The following is a 16,332-nucleotide window of genomic DNA, read 5'->3' as shown; positions in this document are numbered from 1 at the left end:
CAGTTTTTCCTGGTGTCTATTGCGCGGTGGAACCACGCTGAACCCTTCCCGAACTCAGAGGTGAAACGCTGCTGCGGCCACGATAGTTTAGGGGTTGCCCTACGCAAAAATAGCTCGATGCCAGGTTAATAACTTAAGTAAATACCCAGAACATTTTAGCTACTGTGTTCTGGGTATTTTGTTTGTATGAAGTTAAGCTTTTACTCAGAGAAAATGCAATTATAGGTATAGCCATGAAGATTAAGACGTAGACTATAAGAGTTCCGATTGCGTCTACCCCATTTCAATGGCTAAAGCTTACAGTGATGATTTCCGGCAAAAAGTCATGCAAGCGATTGAGTTGGACAGTCTCAAGAAGTGTGAGGCAAGCTTTCTGTTCAATATCAGTCGCTCTTGCGTTTAACTTGTGGTTTCAGCGCAAAGCTGAAACAGGTAATGTCAAACCCAAACAGAAGAAAGCATCACAGCAGAACAGTAAAATAAGCGATTGGGAGAAGTTTCGCACCTTTGTCAAGGAGCATGGGTATAAACAAGAGAGCGAAATGGCGGAACTATGGGATGAGGAGATTAGCCAGCGCACGATTTCAAAAGCATTACGAAAGATAGGACATACGCGTAAAAAAAACATACGGGTATAGCCAACGAGATCAGTCCAAACGGGCGGCATTCTTAGCGCAACTAGATAACCCGAAAGCCCCTCATCTAAATATATGTCGATGAGTTTGGTATGGATGAACGTGATAACTACGGTTACAGCTACTCCCTTGCTGGGGAGCGCTTCTACAACCTCAAATTAGGTAGACGGCAGGGTCGTATTAATATGATTGCTGGGTATCGAGAGCGGCAACTGATTGCGCCATTTACTGTTGAGGGAGCGTGTAACCGTACTGTGCTTGAAACCTGGCTAGAAACTTGCTTGATTCCGGTGTTGCGTCCGGGTGAGTGGGTAATTATAGATAATGCGACATTTCATCATGGCGGTCGGATTGCCCAATTAATTGAGAAGCCGCAGGCTGTCATCTAGTCTACTTGCCGCCCTACTCGCCAGACCTCAATTGGATTGAAAAGTGTTGGGCAACTTTAAAAAGCAGAATTCGCAAGCTGTTACTCAAATCTGATAATTTACGCGATGCTATGGAAATTGTTCTCAAGCAAGCTGCGTCCTAATTAAGAGGGCTACGGCTATACCATTTCACGAAAAATCTGATGCGGATGTAGGTTGGGTTGAGGTACGAAACCCAACGCCTCAAAGTCTTGTAATTTTTGGGTTTCACTTCGTTCAACCCAACCTACGCATCTGTTTCATTCTTTTCTGTAATTGGTATCAATCCCCGCTACTTCAGCCATAAATCTATAGAACAAATGTGCGGCTTCGCTTTTTTTAATCGCTATCCCTCCCACTCAATGGCTCGGAATATAGAGAGCAAGAGGATAAAGAATAATGTTTGATGGTACATGTTATTTGCTCATGTGCCATCTGGTTGGGTAAACCAATAGAATAATTAAATAATTACTTTTTCATCTGTGGGATTAATCTGAACAATAGAACTCTTGCATAAATATTTTTTGATATGATGAAGAGTTATTTATTTCTCACTCTGAGTAAGTTCAAATAGCCAGAGCATACCAAATTTATCATATTAACTGATGCTGAAAAAGACTAAATCAAAAATCTGATATAATTACTTGATTCAGCAATTGGTAATTTGCTGAATTATCATCATTAATTTTGCTTTATTTTAGGCTTTTAAAGCTAATTAATAATTGTAGATTCCGGTAATCAAATTAGACCTTAAACTAAATTTGCGATGACGATTACGATATTGATTAGATAAAATTTTAAAAATTTTTAGACAACGATTAACGTGTTCGACAACAATTCTTAATCGATTAAGTTCTTGATTATATTTATTTTGTTCCTTCGTCAACTTCTTACCTCTTGGCTTTTTAATCGATGTTTCACTCAATCTATGAATTTTAATAATTCCTTAATAGCCTTTATCAGCTATAAATTTGAGCAATTCTCCGAATCTTACCCCACTAGTTTTGAATAGTCGAAAATCATGAATTCTTCGCTTACCATGCCTTAAGCAGATGATTTTACTACTTTTTTGGTGAATGAATTATTGGGTTTTTAAAGTATGTTCTCCGGTTTTACCACTGAAATTTTTTTTGAGCTTTCTTTAGTCTTTCAATTGGGCTTTCAGTAACATCAATCACAACCAAATCTTCTTGGATGACATTTTCAACAATTCTTTCTTACCAGGCATGCTAAACTTTCTTGAGCTAATTAAAATGTTTTCAATCTTATAAACTGTCCGGCAAACGGTGGATTTTGAAAGTCCCCAATCTAAGCCAATATGGTAATAAGTGCAGTATTATCTCCAATATTGAATAACCATTAAAACTTAGTTTTCAATAATTAGTTTAGGACGGCGACCTGACTTCTTTTTTTATTTTCCGAAGCTTTCACTATATCAACCATTAACTCAAAGGTTTGACGGCTTACTCCAGTCATGCGCTTAAATTTCCTTGAAGTGAGCTGTTTGGTTCTCCCTAATCTCACTGCTAATTAAATTTCCTAATCGTAAATTGTCAAACCTTTAATCATACCACAAAACACTTTTGCAAGAGTTCTAATAAATGCATTCAATGCCATCGTAGGACTGTAGTATTGACATGCTTAAGTATTAAGAATAAACTGTTTACGATTTCCCGCTGATCAAACCTGTATATATAAAGCAATTGATTAGGAAGCACTACTGTCAAATGACTAACAACAATGAGAATAACTTCTTGAATACTCAAAAACCTAAAACCTTTTCTGCGAGTTTGGCTTTGGTCTTTATTCTGTTTTTTACTATTCTAAATACTGGAAATACTGAACCTATAATTCCTATCTTAGGATTTCATGGAATCATTGATCCTAAAGCTTCTACTCTGCGCTCGTATAAAGGAGAGATGAACTATCAACGAGAAGATTTAGAAAAACTTCTAGAGTATTTAGTACTTAATGATTATTGGTTTTTAAGCACTCAAGATTTATATAGTTTTTTCTTAAAAAAATCTCATAAAATTTCTGCCGAGCATCGTAATAAAAAAACCATTATGATTTCATTTGATGATGGATATAAAACAGTACACACAAATTTACTACCCATTTTATATAAACTTGAAAATAAATATAGGAGAAGAGTAAAAGTTGTTTTATTTATAAATCCAGGAAGTTTAGCTAGTAATAATAGTGTCAACTCAGTTCATTTAGGATGTCAGGAATTGAGAGAAGGATTTAAAAAAGGGTTTTATGATATTCAATCTCATGGGATGAATCATAAAAATTTAACTAACCTCCCTCGTCACCAATTAGTTAATGAACTTTTGCAAGCCAGGACTGAATTGAGAAAATGTACACAAGATTTGGATATAAAACAAACTGTAGCATCACATTTTGCTTATCCTTATGGAGCTTATACTAAACAAGTAAAATATTATGTATCTAAATATTATTTATCTAGTTATTTATACAATGACAAAATACTAAATTATGCTTGCTTGAAAGATTACCATGTAATTCCTCGTTTAATGGTTAATCGGCAAAAATCAACTCAACAACTAATAGAAATGGCTAAAGGATTACATCCTATAAACGATAAAGAAAAATGCTAGCACATTATTTACTATATTAAAAATATAAGGAAGTAGTATATGTTAATCTAAATATTAGTGTTTTATCAAGATCAGAAAATTAATACTATTGCAACCTCAACAAGCATATATATTTTAGATGAGTTGCGTAAAAGTATAAGTTGGGATACTGCTTTTTATTTAGAGTGAAATTGTATTAGTATTAATATTTACTTAAAATAAATGTAATATTTTAGTTTATATTACTGAATAATACTGAATTTTGAAAAAATAATTTAAGCTTTAAGGATTAAAAAGCTGCTTATAGGAGATACATCAATGTCAAGTATTTTAAAGATAAAGGAAAATATTGGCGATACTACTTTCAAGACAAAACCTCAACAAGTAGACAAGCTATTAAAATCTGATCCAACGTATGTAGCTAAAGCAGGGGAGTTATTTTTTGTCTCGGCTATTGATCGTGGTTCTAGTGATCCTAAAAGTCTGAATTATTATGGTGGCGATCACTGGAAAGTGACTTTCAAAAAAGAACTTCAACCTAGAGAAGGTGGTAAACCAATATCAACGTGGTTTGTTTATCAGGGTCATGTAGAAGAATATAGGCTTATAAAATAATTTAAAGTTATGTCGGCGCTGTCAACGCCTTCACTGCTTTTATAGGTAAGCTGTTAATTTTTTATGCACTCTCGGCAAAGTATCATTGAAATATGTTCAACTTTTGTGCAATTTGTAGCCGATCGCTTTGGTCGTTGGGCGACGGAATCAAACTTGCGTCGCAGTATCCAAAGTTGTATAAACCATACGCCACAGGAAACCTCTGAATACTTTTGGGCGCTGTATTGGTACAAATTGCTGAAACTAAATCCTTAGCTAAGCAACATCTCACGGCTTACTTACAGGAACCTTGTTATTGGGTATCCCAAAAAACAGTTACTAGTTTTGCCAGTACTTAGTATAAACTATCAGACTGTTTTCAGATCGCGATCGCCCAAGTTGATAAAGTTCTCAAAGACTTTAACCCCAGTCAAGGCTTTACCCTGAAAAACTACGCCTCGACCAGACGATGAAATTTGGCTGGCGATCGCCAAAGTGTATAATTCACAAAATAATCAGCAAGTAAAGCCGCAAACTCTAGAAAAATCGCTGCTAATTTGTGCTCAAGCCGTACGCCACTATCGTTATTCCACTCCAGAATCTCTCAATACGTTCAAAGGTGGGGATAATGCGTGGGAGTAGAATAACTCGTAAAAGTTATCCTAGAACCAGGAGAAGGCATAGTTTGGGAAATAGAACCCTTCCCGAAAACGATGACTGATAAATACTCAGATTTTAAATATAGTTAAAATAGGTAATTATCCCATATATTCATTTTAAATAAAAAGCCATGAGTGAAAAACCTAAACAACAAATGCGTATATGGGCAATGTTGTGTCATATCTCAGCTTTATTAGCATGGCTATTGTTGTTTTTTTTAGTATTTATCGGTATCCCTTTATATTTACCTTTGAATCTTTTAGCACCACTATTAATTTGGCGATTCAAAAAAGTACAATACCCTTGGATTGATTTCCAAGGTAAAGAATCTTTGAATTTTCAAATATCGCTGACTTTTTATACATTAATAGTAATAATTTTATCATTAATTTTGGTGGTAACTAGTTGTAGTATTGCAGTAACTAGTAATAGTACTGTCAATGAGATAAAAACCACTTTAGATGGATTATTAATTATGTTAATGTCATTAATATTATTAGTAATGCTGCTACAATCATTTCTAGTGACTTTCGCCGCCATCAAAGCTTACAAAGGTGAGCATTATCGTTATCCTTTAACAATACGAGTTTTGCGGTGAAATAATTAGACTTTTGTTGAGCAAATGTTTGCAATAACGCCAAAACCAAGGGATGCGATTTAAGTAAAAGGAGAGCCAGGTACTTACTGGGTAGTCTGTGCGGCTACAGCTAAAAGACGAATATCATAACTAATTTTATGGGGCGTTACTGAACAAAATTAAAGCGCAGCAGCAGACCTTTTACTATTAATAACGTTAAAGTCTTGGTCAACACGATGAAAACAATATATTCACTTTTTAGCGAAGAACGCAACCAACTGCGGGCAGATATTGACAACACAGCTAGCATCGAGCAGGTAATCAAGCTGGTTCAGAACCGACTTGATAATCTCGAAAGAATTTATATTAGCGAGCTAAATGTAGCTCAAGTACGTCTAGCTTCTTTTTTTCTGGATACACTGCGTCAGTCTATCGCTACTCTTGCAGCTGCTAACTTGATTCAAGTCGTCCCAACAGAGCAACAGCAAATTACTGATTTAGCTAAAAGATTTCCCGCCAATAGGTTAATCCTGAAACTGCTTAAGGCACTTATTTATATAGGCATTTTAGGTTGGTTGTTCCACTTAACTGAAACTACCCCGGGTGCATGGATGGCTATCTTACTAGCTTCTGTGCTTTTAGGACTGGAAGTTGTGCTTCAACTCGATAAAAATAATTCAACGCCTTTCGAGCAATTGGAACTAGCTCAACCTGTCCTAAGAGTCGATAGCCAAGTTCTTTTGGACAACCTTGCTGATGCTCTCAACACAATTGACTTAGCAGTCGCTAGATTTGAAGAAGGAAACAAACATCAAGACGATCGCGGCATAGAAGAATTGCCAGAATTATTGAATTTTTTGCAAAAGCTTATGGGCGCATCATTTCTTGAGAAACCCCAAATGGCGATCGCACTAGCAAAACTTCTACCACAGATTTTAATGTCCCAGGGAATTAGCGCTCAAATTTACCGACCAAACGACCCCCATAGCGATCGCAATTATTTTGACTTCGAGCCAAGTATTGACCCATCCACCAAAGATTACGTAACTATAACTCCTGCTTTGTTGAAAGGCGATCGCTTGCTAAGACGCGGCCGGGTAATTGAGCCAGTATATTCCGAGGCTAGAGAATAACAGACAATAAGAGTATGGAAATTTTAGAAACAATCGGTTTTGACTTGGGACACGGTGAAACAGCTGTAGCTAAAGCTATAGTGGAGAGCATCGAACCCCCGGAAATGCTTGAGATTAATAACAAAAAGAACCAAATTACAGCTCTTGGTTGGCATCCCAAACTCGGTTATCTTGTCGGAGAGCAAGCATTAATTCAAGCTGGCGTTACCCAGTTGACAATCTCTTTCAAGCAAAAACCAAATAACGATTCCCGGTATCGAGAAACAATTAGCACCTTTCTGGCTACCTACTACCGTCTTTTAAAAGAAAGCAAACAAATTGAAGGTGAGGAAACTACTTACTTTTATATTGGTTGTCCTTCAGGATGGTCGGTTAGTGAACGAGAGGAATACCAAAAGCTACTTCGAGAAGCTGGTATTGCCAAACTGAATGTTGTACCTGAATCACGGGCTGCTTTCATGCAAGCCAAGGAAGCCGGTAAACTGGAATATGAAAAACTTCTTTCATCGGTGCTGATTGTCGATATTGGTTCTTCGACCACAGATTTTACCCTGGTTAAGAGCTTAGAAGAAATTCCAATGGATTTCGGAAGTAACACTTTAGGCGCATCCCTGATTGACAAGGCTATTTTTGAGCGCACTTTCGCCAAGCATGAGCAATCAGACTTACTAAAAAAAGTATTTAATGAATATCCACATCATCAAGCTCGTTGTGAACTTGCTTGTCGCAAAACAAAAGAAGATTACTTTTCTAATGAACAGCTATATAGCGATCCTCAATCCTTTGCGCGTGGGTTTGAGTCTATCAACGAACAAATTTATTTTATCCCCCAAGTCAACAAATCGATGATGGAGGAGATTTTAAACCAACCTTTGCCTGAACTAAAGCGTCAAAGTTGGATGCAATCGTTTCGCGACTCTGTAAATGAGGCTAAAGAAAAGCTAGAAAAACTTGGGATTGTGCCGCAACTTGTACTGATGACTGGCGGTGCATCTCGGATGAAGTTTACACACCAAATTTGTCAAGAAATCTTTCCCGAACCAGAAACGCTCCTTCGTCCAGATCCGGAACCTGAACGATGTATTGCGCTGGGTTTAGCGCGAGTGGGAAGATGGGATCTGCGTGCTGCGGCCTTCAAACAAGAAGTTAACAAACTATTGGATTCACAAAAGCTCAAAAAACTGATTGAGAGACATATCCCAAAGTTAATTGAGTTGTTGATTAAGCCACTAGCAGATGGTTTGCTGGAAAATGCAGTTAGACCAGGGGTCAAAGACTGGCAAAAAAACCAAATACGGACTTTAGGCGATTTGGAAACATCTATGAAAAGTCGGGCAGAGCAGTGGCTCAAAGGCGATCGCGCTCAGCAGATAATTAACAATCAATGCATCAGTTGGTTTAACAAGGAAATTCAACCCGATTTAGCCGCAGAAACCGACCCAATATGCCGAAAGTTTCAGATACCCAGAAGCAGTTTAAGGTTTGAAGATAGCATCGAGCCGGCTTTTGTCAACCCAGAACTAAAAATTGGAGATGCTATCCTTGCCGACACAGTAGCATTTATTATCAATGTAGTAATTGGTGGAGGCACTCTAGCTAGTATCATCACTCTGATACTAACTGGACACTTGGTTTGGCCGATTGCATTGGTGTACGGGGCTTCAGTGATGGCAGCAGGAATGGAACTAAATCGCCAGAGTGTCCAAGAGGCAATCAAGACAAATTTGGATATCCCCAGTTGGATTCGTTTTAGTTTTTTGAGCGACAGGAAAGTTAATGATATGTGCTCCCAATTAAAGCCGGAGTTGGAGAAGGTTCTGCAACAACAACTAGCAGCGAATCAAGAAGCTTTTGACAAACTAATTGGTCAAATTGGGCAAGGGCTGCAAAAAGTTCTTTCAACTAAGGTTCAAGAGGCAATAATTCTAATTCAATAACGATCGCTGCTGCAACTTAGGCGCTCATCAACAAAAGAAAAATATACTTGTTATGAGTAATAAAAATTACATAATTATCGGAGTAAAGATTATATGATTGGGGTTGCGATCGCGGGGACTGGATTTGGTCAAAAAGTCCATATTCCTGCATTTAAAGCACATCCTCAGACTGAGGTAGTAGCTGTTTATCACCGAGATCTAAATAAAGCTAAAGCGATCGCAGACTCACATAATATCCCCCACGCCTGCGACACAATTGCAAACATTGTTGCATTACCAGAGGTGCAAGCAGTCAGCATCTCCACACCGCCATTTTTACACTACGAAATGGCAAAAACAGTACTAAAAGCTGAGAAAAATTTATTATTAGAAAAACCTGTAACATTAAATGCAACTGAGGCCAAAGAACTATATCAATTAGCTAAGGAAAGAGGCGTCATTGCAACCGTAGACTTTGAATTTCGCTTTGTACCAGGATGGCAGTTTTTTGCTGAACTGTTATTAGAAGGCTATGTAGGTGAGGTGCGCCTAATTAGAATTGATTGGTTAGGTTCCTCGCGTGCTGACACTTCACGGCCTTGGAATTGGTATTCTTCTAAGGATAAAGGAGGCGGTGCATTGGGGTCTTTGGGTTCCCATACTTTCGATTACATTCACTGGCTATTTGGGCCAGTACGCAGATTAAACGCCTATTTAAGTACGGCCATTCCCACACGAGTTGACCCTACTAGCGGCGAATTCAAGCCAGTAAATACGGATGACACCTGTATGCTGGCGCTAGAATTAGCCAATGGGACACCTTGTCAAGTTTCCATCAGTGCGGTTGTTCATGCACCAAGAACACATTGGGTAGAAGTGTATGGCGATCGCGGTACTTTAATTGTAGGCAGTGAAAATCAAAAAGATTATATACATGGCTTTCGTGTTTGGGGTTCTCAGTTAGGTAAACCTCTCACCGAAATCGAAATACCAAATCGGTTAATATTTCCAAAAAATCATGCCGATGGACGCATTTCTGCATTTATGCGCGTAATTGACCAATGGGTGCAAGCAATTGACCGCAAGCAAGAAAGTACACCATCGTTGCGAGAAGGAGTTTATTCTCAGTTATTGATGGATTTAGCTCATGAATCTCATGCGACAGCAAGTTGGGTAGATGTACCTGAGTTGGAAAGTTTTCTCAGCAGCATAAATCTGAAGGAATAACAAAGAGGCTATAAAGAAGACTGAATAAGACTCATAGCACGCAGACCTTTGTGAAAATAAGGTAGTTTACTAGGTTTTAAAAGCATGAAATCATGAGCTAAATCAGCCAAAGTTCTATTGCACCTAGCGATAACTGTTCATATCTTAAAACCGATTCCCAACTTTCTGGGCCTTCATGTTTTTCAATAATCCTGTCCCATCTGACTAGCTTAATTTTTTCGAGAGTTTCTGTTGATAAATCTGATAATTTCATAGTTTTTACTAAAATCAATAAGTTAGAACAATTGATATACGACATTTAACATCAATTGTCCAGACTATATTCACTTAATAGCCTCAGATTATGCCTAGTGATCGCGGTTGTATTTTACATCTTTTTATTAAACGAAAACATGGTTCAGCAATGAAAAAGGTTGAAGAACTCAACTTAAAAGTAGGTCATGGCATAGAAGGAGATATTAATGCTAACCCCATCAGTCCTAGACAAGTTTTAGTTATTAGGTATGAAGATAGTGTAGACTTCACAATTCCACCAGGGGAATTACGAGAAAATATTGTTATTGTAGGGATAAAACCGGAAAATTTCACACCTGGCTCTGTTATAACTTTTGATAGTGGTGCTGCTATTCGTTTAACTCTATATTGCGAACCATGTAAACGCATATCTTATTTAGTTGATTCACTGAAAAATATTCAACGTAAAAGAGGTATCTTGGGTGTAATTATCAAATCAGGCTTAATCTGTATTGGCAATAATGTTCAGATTCAAACTGATAAATTCCCTGCATTATTTGAGAAACCTTATGAACGATTTATTGATTTCATAGTCAAAGTGCCATCAGGCAAAGTAGTAACGTATAAACAGATAATTGAAGCAATTGGAGTAGATAATAGCTATATTAGAGCTATTCCCACATATCTAAAAAAAACATCTGCTGAGGATTATCCAATTCATCGAATATTAGACTCTCAAGGCTATTTAATAAAATATGTCCTTTATCAAAAGAATAAACTAGAATCTGAGGGTATTAAAATTTTAAATCAGCCAGATTTATTTGGTAACTCGAACAAATATTTTGTAAATGTTGATAAATATTTGTATGAAGACAAAACAATTTATTTGACTGGTAATAATCTGTCTACTGATAAGTTTTTAGAGTAGACTGGTCATTGACTAAATACTTAGGTTCTAACCTTGACTTTTGAGGGATTTTTTCAAAATAATTTCTAAACTGTAACTGATGAAGGCAACCGAGTTTGAAGCAAGCTCTGCTACAAGCGTTTATAGCGCTTCTGATCATCGGTAGAACGTAACTGCTAGGAAGATTGCTTTTTTAGCACCGACGACAATGGCTAACTTTTTAGCTTGTTTATCTCGACTCTGGAAAAAGTGATAACTGCCCTGGAGAAATATTGCCTCGTCCAAATCCAGCAGTTTGACAGTGCATGATATGGAGATAGTTGAGGTAACTCAGGAGTGTCATAGCTGTTAGGACTTAGTATAACCTGATGTGAGAATTTGTTATGTTGGCGATTGCCTAAAAATGCTCAATAGAAAAGCAACTACTGCACTTCACTACCTTAACCCTGATCATAAATAAAAATTTACTTGGTTTTAAATTAAATTTATGCTAATTTTAACAAAAACATTAATTAGCTATTTTAAAATTACTTATCCAAAAATCAGTTTTTAAAGTCATTTAACTTTATGTTCACTGCTAAATTGAGATATAAAGTAGTTTCATAAGAGCTTTTTGACAAAGATTTTAGCATTATCTAAAATTGCTTTGTTATATAAGGTCAGTTACACGAAACAATTTTCTACCTACTATTTATTTTCCTATAAGCATCTAAGCAATGAAGTAAGTGCAGTTTTTGCTGAAAAATAATATTAGGTTCAAGAAACAAAGATTTTCCACATAGGATTTTTCAGATGGTTGAAGTCAACTTTAATGTTTGGGGTAACGGTTCTATCAACCGTTCTGGGCGCATTACTTCTGACGCACCGACTTATGTTATTATTCATGGTTATCAAAGCACTGGCGGCAATGCAGGCAATAACTACAAACCTGCTAACTGGATGGGAAACATAGCCCAAATCATCCGGCAGCGCGAGTCAAATGCTAATATCATTCTGGTCGATTGGGAACAAGGAGCTAGTTCCTTGTGGTATCCCACTTCTGCCGCTAGAACACGTGATGTCGCCAATCAGTTGGCTACCTACTTAGTAAATAATGGTGTAGATCCGACTTACACCAACCTGATCGGGCACAGCCTAGGAGCTCACATTGCTGGATTCACTGGTTCAGCCTACCGTGAATCTACGGGACGTTCTCTTGCTCAAATAGTAGGACTAGATCCGGCAGGCCCAGAGTTTGAAGGCAAAGCAGCAAGCGAACGTTTAGATCCAAGTGATGCTACTCGTGTTGTATCTATTCATACTAGTGAAACTTTGGGCTATGATGCTCGGTTGGCAACCCTAGATGTCTATGCCAACTGGAATGACCTATTTCAGCCTGGACAGTGGAACTTTGCTGGCAATCACAGTTATGCCCACACTCTCTATACAGAATTACTCCAAGGCAATAGCTTTACCCAGTCCAACAGGATTCTCCTGAATTTGAATACAGTAGTCAATGCTGGATTTACTGGGCAGAACAATGCCAGTACTAAAAACAATAAGGGTATTGTTGCTCTCAATCTTTTGGGTACTGCTAATAACGATACTCAAGCAGGTGGTGCAGCCAATGATACTATTCGTGGTAATGCAGGAATTGACTATATTACAGGTGGCGATGGTGACGATTCTGTCTTTGGGGACAGTGGTAACGATCTTGTTTATGGTGGACGTGGGAATGATTCTGTATTCGGTGGCACTGGGAGCGATCGCCTATTTGGAGATGAAGGTGACGATATACTCGCAGGAGCAGATATAGCCGCAAGAGGTGTTGCTGAAATTGACCGCTTGACTGGTGGCACTGGCAGCGATCAGTTTGTGCTCGGTACTACTATAAGTGTCTTCTACAGCGATAGTAATACTAATACTTTTGGAGTGAACGACTACGCTATAATTGCTGATTTCAATGTTTTAGAAGATACGCTGCAACTGTCTGGTTCCAAATCGAGCTATAGCTTGGGAGCAGTACCAACTGGTTTAGCTATAGGTACAGCCTTATTCCTGAATGAAACTAGTCCTGAACTACTTGCTATCATTCAAGGCTCTAGTAACCTTAGTCTTAGTGCCAGCTATTTCTTAACTGTATAAACGGGATAAAGACGTTGCTCCTTTTCACAGACTTACGTTAATTTGAGTTTTAGAAATATCTGAACACTTGCCTCAATTCTTTCTCAAGCCGAGAGCTAGTAAAATTTTCATTTATTAGGGTAGTGGAAAAAGTAGTTTGTTTTTTAATATCTGCTACTTCTTGTTCCACTCCTGGCAGCGCTTTCAAGCCTTTAGGAGCGCTTGGGTTGTTGAAGCTGGGACTAACTTTAGAGAGTGCAGCAATGAGAACTTTCAACTGTTCTTCAGATAAAGCTTTTGGTTGGCGAACTCTAGACCCTAAAATATCTGCAATACTGTAGTGTTGGAACAGATAATCTTTCCCGTCATGTAGCAAAGCCATCGGCAAGCTTTGGAAAGATTTGTCCAAAGTGAATACCAATGTTCCTGATAATGGCAAATATTTCTTGATAGGCGCAATCGATAAGCTATAGAGTGCTTGAGAAGGTTGAAGAAGTAAAGCAGCATCTCAGGAATTGTAAGCCTCAGAACGTCAGGCGATCGCTGATTCTGTTGAGGTGTCTGATGCCGAACTCAAAAAACTGCAAGACAAGCGTGCGAAAATCCCTACTGAACGACATCAGCAGCGCAAGGCTGAATTGTCCCGTCGCTATGAAGTTGAAGTTACCCCTGATTTAGTCGAGAAAGATGATGACCAAATAATTATTAATTCGTAATGATGCTGTCAAAGGGATGATCGCCAAAGCAATATCTACACTGAAACAGTGCGATCGCAAAATTGGCATTTGCGGTCAAGCGCCAAGCGACTACCCCAAATTTACTCGGTTTTTAGTCGAAGAAGGAATTGATTCGATTAGTCTCAATCCTGATTCAGTGCTGAAGACATTGTTAGAAATTGCGGCAGCAGAAAAAGGTAGTGAGAAATAGTTATATGCCAAGCTCTAATTTACAAACGCCAAATTTAGCAGCAAATCTATTAGAACCCCAGAACTTGCTGACTGCACTACGAGAACTTCGTAGCACTGTTTATCAGAATGGTCAGGCAATTTTTGACAAATGGCGATCGCAGATTCAAGGTTATATATTACTGATGCAGTGACAATTGTGGATGATGTGTTGGTAAGAATGCAAGCGCACCAGATGAAAAAAACTCCTCAACTCAGGGCTTTACGTTCTTGGTAGTACCATTTCCTTGTAAAGCTGCGCTAAATTCTCTTAATCTTTCATCTGTTTGCGCCTTTTGTGGTTTGTTTTTGATTGATTGTACTAAGGCACTTTTTTAAACGCAGAGGCACGCAAAGGAAGCGCAGAAGTACGCAGAGTTTTTGAGCATCCTATCCAAAATATCTAACGTCAGTGAGGAACCTAGTATGCAAAAGATTATGCAATTGGGAAGCGATCGCCTACAGCGGGGCGTAGCCCATCGCGAACAACCACCCCATCACCCCTTGTAGAGCGATTCATCGCGTCTTCTTCTTGCGATCGCGATAATTTATCCAGACGTAGACGTAGCGATAGTTAAAGAAAATTTAGAAAAGACAACAGCAACAGCCGGACTAACAGATAAAGTGGAAATTTACGGTGTTGGTTGTATGGGTTTGTGTTGCCAAGGCCCTTTAGTACAGGTTGACTATCTAGAAGTACAAGACTTTGCACCTTTACTACACGAAAAAGTGACTTTAGAAAATACTTCCTCAATTGTCGCTGAAATAAATGGCAATGAAGTAAAGATCCAAAAAGGAGATTTAAACCAACCATTTTTTACCAAGCAATTGCCCATTGTTTTAGAGAATAGCGGCAAAGTTGACCCAGAACGGATTGAGTCTTACATTGCTGCTGATGGCTATCAGGCACTTTACCACGTGCTGCGAGATCAAACACCAACTGAAGTAGTGGATGATATTACCCGTAGTGGGTTACGGGGACGGGGTGGTGCTGGTTATCCTACGGGTGTAAAATGGGCAACTGTTGCGAAAGCGAAGGGAGAACGCAAATTTGTCATTTGCAATGCTGACGAAGGCGATCCAGGTGCATTTATGGATCGGAGTGTTTTAGAGAGCGATCCGCATCGGGTTTTAGAAGGAATGGCGATCGCTGTGCAAAAAACTTTTGATGGTGCTTTCAGGTATAGCAGGAAGCTCTTAACTATTAACAGGTTTGAAAGTTATTTTGGTCTGGTTTTTCCGCTCAATTGATGTCCTAACCTTGATTTTTACTGATATATGTCAACGTTTTCTAGAACGACTCACGTATTGACCATGAATATTCACCATATAGGGAATCAGGTAGGTTATACCCGCAGAAATCCAGCGATCGCGATTCATTTGACCTTTGACAAGTGCCGAACCATGATTAATGATGAATAGGATAGAACCAACCACAACAGACACTTTTAATGCTGTCGGCATCATGTCTTGATTAAAAAGACATAAGCAAAATTCCTTGAAAGTTTTTATGCACTTCATGCGTCGGCTTCCTTTCATAGCTTGTACAAACTAAGAAAACTATAATAGTTTATTCCCCGGTAAAGCTAGGGAATAACACTTTTTACCAACTACATCTTCAGTATCTAAACTATTTCTTAGAAGCATAAGGACTGATTTGGTTTGCTGCACCAGCGTCAGGTGTTTTGGTTTTGGCAGCGCAAGGGTTGGAACAAGCAGCAATAAATCCCAAACTTAGTATAGAAACAGTTGTGAGGATAGCCAGATACTTGAATCTTATATAATCTCTTCATAGAAAAAGACTAGACTTCATGTGATGATACGAAGCTGACACCAAAAAGGATTTACCTAACTCAAGATTTTGGTAGTCTATTCAGATGCAAGAAAAAGTGAGATAAGTCCTATGAGTAGCGATCGCCGAATTTCTATTGCATTGCTCTTGCTACGACTGAGTGTGTTTCTTGTCATGCTGATGTGGACTTTAGATAAATTTGTCAACCCCAGCCATGCAGCAGCAATCTTCAAGAATTTTTATTTTATTGGTGGACTAAGCAATGTCCCAATTTACATTATTGGGGCGATTCAGCTTGTAATAATTTTGGGATTTGTTGCAGGTTTCCAAAAGCGGTGGACTTACTTACTGGTGTTATTTTTCGGCGTTGCAGAATAGAAATATGAATGAGAGCGATCGCTATGAAATGTCCAGGTGTGCATCAACCCACATTCGGAAGAATGGAAAGCAACGAGGTAAACTTGCATTACATTTGTGTCAATTGTAAACGTCAGTTTATTGATTCTTATGATCAGAAAGGATATGCAGAAGATATTAAAACCGAATGTCTAGAAATGTACGTTAATGGTTCGGGATTTCGGGCGATATCAAGAGTTAAAA

At 38.3% G+C, this 16,332-nt stretch carries 17 protein-coding genes, 1 rRNA gene and 6 pseudogenes; 19 read left to right on the top strand and 5 right to left on the bottom strand.

Annotated elements, in window-relative coordinates; all coding sequences use genetic code 11:
- The first annotated feature begins 8 nt into the window (after positions 1–8).
- Both rrf and FNW02_RS40350 read left to right on the top strand, forming a co-directional pair.
- Positions 9–126 (top strand): 5S ribosomal RNA (gene rrf, locus FNW02_RS35435).
- Between the two features lie 160 nt (positions 127–286).
- Positions 287–1,167 (top strand): annotated as a pseudogene (locus FNW02_RS40350) (IS630 family transposase).
- A gap of 590 nt (positions 1,168–1,757) precedes the next feature.
- On the opposite strand, the pseudogene FNW02_RS35425 reads toward FNW02_RS40350, so the two are convergent.
- Positions 1,758–2,518 (bottom strand): annotated as a pseudogene (locus FNW02_RS35425) (IS5 family transposase).
- Between the two features lie 251 nt (positions 2,519–2,769).
- Between FNW02_RS35425 and FNW02_RS35420 the strand changes: the two are divergent.
- The 3 genes from FNW02_RS35420 (at position 2,770) to FNW02_RS40345 (ending at position 4,515) form a co-directional block, all read left to right on the top strand.
- Positions 2,770–3,666: a polysaccharide deacetylase family protein gene (locus tag FNW02_RS35420; RefSeq protein WP_191762175.1), complete on the top strand. Its 897-nt coding sequence runs from the start codon at positions 2,770–2,772 to the stop codon at positions 3,664–3,666.
- A 297-nt stretch (positions 3,667–3,963) separates the two neighbouring features.
- Positions 3,964–4,260, top strand: a complete 297-nt coding sequence (locus tag FNW02_RS35415; protein ID WP_191762174.1) for a hypothetical protein — start codon at positions 3,964–3,966, stop codon at positions 4,258–4,260.
- A gap of 63 nt (positions 4,261–4,323) precedes the next feature.
- A complete protein-coding gene (locus tag FNW02_RS40345; protein ID WP_431356848.1) occupies positions 4,324–4,515 on the top strand; it encodes a hypothetical protein in 192 nt (63 codons plus the stop codon).
- Positions 4,516–4,607: 92 nt separating this feature from the next.
- Here the strand turns inward: FNW02_RS40345 and FNW02_RS40340 are convergent, their stop codons facing one another.
- Positions 4,608–4,733: a hypothetical protein gene (locus FNW02_RS40340; RefSeq protein WP_431356847.1), complete on the bottom strand. Its 126-nt coding sequence runs from the start codon at positions 4,731–4,733 to the stop codon at positions 4,608–4,610.
- A gap of 1 nt (position 4,734) precedes the next feature.
- Between FNW02_RS40340 and FNW02_RS40335 the strand changes: the two genes are divergently transcribed.
- The 5 genes from FNW02_RS40335 (at position 4,735) to FNW02_RS35390 (ending at position 9,752) form a co-directional block, all read left to right on the top strand.
- Positions 4,735–4,881, top strand: coding sequence for a hypothetical protein (locus tag FNW02_RS40335; protein WP_431356846.1), 147 nt, complete (start codon positions 4,735–4,737; stop codon positions 4,879–4,881).
- A gap of 148 nt (positions 4,882–5,029) precedes the next feature.
- A complete protein-coding gene (locus FNW02_RS35405; protein ID WP_191762173.1) occupies positions 5,030–5,497 on the top strand; it encodes a DUF4870 domain-containing protein in 468 nt (155 codons plus the stop codon).
- 215 nt (positions 5,498–5,712) lie between these two features.
- The gene (locus tag FNW02_RS35400) at positions 5,713–6,609 is read left to right on the top strand and encodes a hypothetical protein (RefSeq protein ID WP_191762172.1); all 897 of its coding nucleotides are present in this window, start codon (positions 5,713–5,715) and stop codon (positions 6,607–6,609) included.
- A 14-nt stretch (positions 6,610–6,623) separates the two neighbouring features.
- A complete protein-coding gene (locus tag FNW02_RS35395; RefSeq protein WP_191762171.1) occupies positions 6,624–8,546 on the top strand; it encodes an Hsp70 family protein in 1,923 nt (640 codons plus the stop codon).
- A 93-nt stretch (positions 8,547–8,639) separates the two neighbouring features.
- Positions 8,640–9,752, top strand: a complete 1,113-nt coding sequence (locus FNW02_RS35390) for a Gfo/Idh/MocA family protein (RefSeq protein ID WP_191762170.1) — start codon at positions 8,640–8,642, stop codon at positions 9,750–9,752.
- A gap of 97 nt (positions 9,753–9,849) precedes the next feature.
- Here FNW02_RS35390 and FNW02_RS39300 read toward each other — a convergent pair whose 3' ends face one another.
- Entirely contained in the window at positions 9,850–10,005 is a 156-nt protein-coding gene (locus tag FNW02_RS39300; RefSeq protein ID WP_225226165.1) for a hypothetical protein, read from the bottom strand.
- A 90-nt stretch (positions 10,006–10,095) separates the two neighbouring features.
- Here FNW02_RS39300 and FNW02_RS35380 point away from each other — a divergent pair, with 90 nt between their 5' ends.
- On the top strand, positions 10,096–10,914 hold the full coding sequence (locus FNW02_RS35380; RefSeq protein ID WP_191762169.1) for an MGMT family protein: 819 nt from the start codon (positions 10,096–10,098) through the stop codon (positions 10,912–10,914).
- 771 nt (positions 10,915–11,685) lie between these two features.
- A complete protein-coding gene (locus FNW02_RS35375; protein ID WP_191762168.1) occupies positions 11,686–13,017 on the top strand; it encodes an alpha/beta hydrolase family protein in 1,332 nt (443 codons plus the stop codon).
- Positions 13,018–13,066: 49 nt separating this feature from the next.
- Here the strand turns inward: FNW02_RS35375 and FNW02_RS35370 are convergent.
- Positions 13,067–13,471 (bottom strand): annotated as a pseudogene (locus FNW02_RS35370) (CHAT domain-containing protein); the annotation flags it as partial.
- Between the two features lie 82 nt (positions 13,472–13,553).
- Here FNW02_RS35370 and FNW02_RS35365 point away from each other — a divergent pair.
- The 5 genes and pseudogenes from FNW02_RS35365 to FNW02_RS35350 all read left to right on the top strand — a co-directional run.
- Positions 13,554–13,712 (top strand): hypothetical protein, encoded by a 159-nt coding sequence (locus FNW02_RS35365; RefSeq protein ID WP_191762167.1) that lies wholly within the window; start codon positions 13,554–13,556, stop codon positions 13,710–13,712.
- A pseudogene (locus tag FNW02_RS35360) lies at positions 13,708–13,923 on the top strand (putative PEP-binding protein); the annotation flags it as partial. The gene FNW02_RS35365 and the pseudogene FNW02_RS35360, both read left to right, overlap by 5 nt.
- Positions 13,924–13,927: 4 nt before the next feature.
- Positions 13,928–14,095, top strand: coding sequence for a hypothetical protein (locus tag FNW02_RS35355; RefSeq protein WP_191762166.1), 168 nt, complete (start codon positions 13,928–13,930; stop codon positions 14,093–14,095).
- A 226-nt stretch (positions 14,096–14,321) separates the two neighbouring features.
- Positions 14,322–14,450: a hypothetical protein gene (locus FNW02_RS39765; RefSeq protein WP_263627852.1), complete on the top strand. Its 129-nt coding sequence runs from the start codon at positions 14,322–14,324 to the stop codon at positions 14,448–14,450.
- A gap of 63 nt (positions 14,451–14,513) precedes the next feature.
- A pseudogene (locus tag FNW02_RS35350) lies at positions 14,514–15,092 on the top strand ((2Fe-2S) ferredoxin domain-containing protein); the annotation flags it as partial.
- 129 nt (positions 15,093–15,221) lie between these two features.
- On the opposite strand, the gene nrtS reads toward FNW02_RS35350, so the two are convergent.
- Positions 15,222–15,461, bottom strand: coding sequence for a nitrate/nitrite transporter NrtS (gene nrtS / locus FNW02_RS35345; protein ID WP_225226163.1), 240 nt, complete (start codon positions 15,459–15,461; stop codon positions 15,222–15,224).
- Positions 15,462–15,843: 382 nt separating this feature from the next.
- Here nrtS and FNW02_RS35340 point away from each other — a divergent pair, with 382 nt between their 5' ends.
- Together FNW02_RS35340 and FNW02_RS39295 are read left to right on the top strand one after the other, a co-directional pair.
- Positions 15,844–16,110: a hypothetical protein gene (locus FNW02_RS35340; RefSeq protein ID WP_191762165.1), complete on the top strand. Its 267-nt coding sequence runs from the start codon at positions 15,844–15,846 to the stop codon at positions 16,108–16,110.
- 28 nt (positions 16,111–16,138) lie between these two features.
- Positions 16,139–16,332, top strand: a pseudogene (locus FNW02_RS39295) (IS1/IS1595 family N-terminal zinc-binding domain-containing protein); the annotation flags it as partial.

Origin of the sequence: Komarekiella delphini-convector SJRDD-AB1 (genome assembly GCF_014831675.1) — a bacterium.
GTDB lineage: Bacteria > Cyanobacteriota > Cyanobacteriia > Cyanobacteriales > Nostocaceae > Komarekiella.
The sequence above is the reverse complement of the archived record's forward strand: the minus strand, read 5'-3'. Positions and strand labels throughout refer to the sequence as shown.